Raw genomic sequence first — 1,625 nt, 5'->3', positions numbered from 1 at the left:
AAAAAACTTTTGATCATACAAATAAATAGCGAAGCTGCGGAGAGCTTAAAACAAAAACAGGAACTTGATAAGAGAAACGGGCAGTATGCTGAGGTTTTGAGTTTCGCCAAGAAGCAGAATCAAACGCTTGAAAAAGTGGCTGGAGAAAACAAGGCGTTAAAAAAGGAAAATAAGACACTAAAAGAGAGAGTTGCCGTACTGGAACAATGGAAAGACAAAATGGTTCAGTGGGCTAAAGAAAAATTGCCAAAGATGCGGAAGTTAGCGGCATCGTTTTTCCGTACGGCTGGAATGCCTAGAGAAGCCAATAAATACAAGGACAATGAATTAGAGCGGTGAAAACGGGCAATCAATTGCCCTTCCAAAATTTCCACCACTTTTTTTGTTTGGTGGCTGCGATCATTTTTTGTGTCTCAAGGGACTCACGTAATGCAGCGGTGAGTGTCTCGTGCCTTTCTTGCTGTCTCTTTTCGAATTGCTCCATCCGTTCTGCCATGCGGCGGTTGAAGTCTTCCTGTCGCTTCATGAATTCAATCAAAGGATTGTCTTGTAGCGATGTAGCGGTATCCGATATGGTCAGTTTTGAACGATATAGGCTGGCTATATGCTTTACCGTTTCGTCGAGTGAGTGTCCATTGATTTTAGTCATTGTACATAGATACTCTAAAGTCTTTACGTCATCCTCGGTATAGAGTCGCCATCCTTTTGAGTCCTTATTGAATGAATACCCTTGTTCTTCAAGCATACTTGCATACTTGCGGACGGTCACAGGCTCTATACCGAGATGTTTTGCGACGTCTTTTGACGATAATTTAACTCCCATATCCATCACGAATCACCCCTTAAAAAGGGTTCGCTATAGCGAGGCTAAAGCCCTTTAAGTACTGCACCCTTTATTTGAGTTGTTTTGTAAAAGGGTGCAATTGAAAAGGAACGCTGCGTTACTAAATGAACTGAGAAAGTCAGTTATATCAAGGGGTTAAAGGCGATTTTTTAAGTTCGAGTTTGTTTTGGAGCGGAGAAAAAGAAAGAACTGATACGGAAACCCGAGGAATCCTGGTCAGTTCTTTTGGGGTTGAATCTGACAAGAAAAGTAAGCCAAACGAAAGTGTAGAATGAACCCATCCTTTGAGTGTGCATCAAAACGGGCTTATTCATAATATGGCTAAAAATATCTGTGGTTACTCATGGATCACGGAGTGCCCAGTTATACGCACCAAATATATTGGGGCGTACGGGCGGAAATGACCCGCAGGGGCTTTTGATAAAGAGGAGGGGGTAGTAATGCAAGAGATTGATTTTGAAACAGGGATGAAATATGTAAGAGCAACCCTTGGCTTTGAGGGTATAGTGTTGACGGAAGGAGAGGAAAAGCTTTTAGAAAGGCGGTTTCATGGAGAAATCACAGAAGAAGAATACATAAGAAAAGCGTTGGAGCTGTATTATCTCTAAATGGGCAGCGTGCGCTCTTGGCGTGAGTCAACGGTAACCGGACCGTAGGGAGGATTAAGGAGTTGACTCGCTCAGCGCCACCCGGACCCTTTCAGCACTCAAACAAACCCGTTTGTTTGACGCCAACCGGCGAGGGAGCCCCCCGGAGATGCGGGGGGTTGGGGGGATTGAAT

The 1,625-nt window shown here is 43.9% G+C and carries 3 protein-coding genes; 2 read left to right on the top strand and 1 reads right to left on the bottom strand.

Annotated elements, in window-relative coordinates; all coding sequences use genetic code 11:
* The coding region (locus ACFWX1_RS48115) for a hypothetical protein (protein ID WP_378396633.1) at nucleotides 1–339 on the top strand (339 nt) is incomplete at its 5' end.
* A 10-nt stretch (nucleotides 340–349) separates the two neighbouring features.
* Here the strand turns inward: ACFWX1_RS48115 and ACFWX1_RS48110 are convergent.
* The gene (locus tag ACFWX1_RS48110; protein WP_041332654.1) at nucleotides 350–829 is read right to left on the bottom strand and encodes a DUF3967 domain-containing protein; all 480 of its coding nucleotides are present in this window, start codon (nucleotides 827–829) and stop codon (nucleotides 350–352) included.
* A gap of 455 nt (nucleotides 830–1,284) precedes the next feature.
* Here ACFWX1_RS48110 and ACFWX1_RS48105 point away from each other — a divergent pair, with 455 nt between their 5' ends.
* A complete protein-coding gene (locus ACFWX1_RS48105; protein WP_378396632.1) occupies nucleotides 1,285–1,452 on the top strand; it encodes a hypothetical protein in 168 nt (55 codons plus the stop codon).
* Nucleotides 1,453–1,625 lie beyond the last annotated feature (173 nt).

This window comes from Amycolatopsis sp. NPDC059021 (genome assembly GCF_042739895.1).
GTDB lineage: Bacteria > Actinomycetota > Actinomycetes > Mycobacteriales > Pseudonocardiaceae > Amycolatopsis.
Note: the sequence above shows the minus strand (reverse complement) of the source record. Positions and strands in the feature narration are given on the sequence as shown.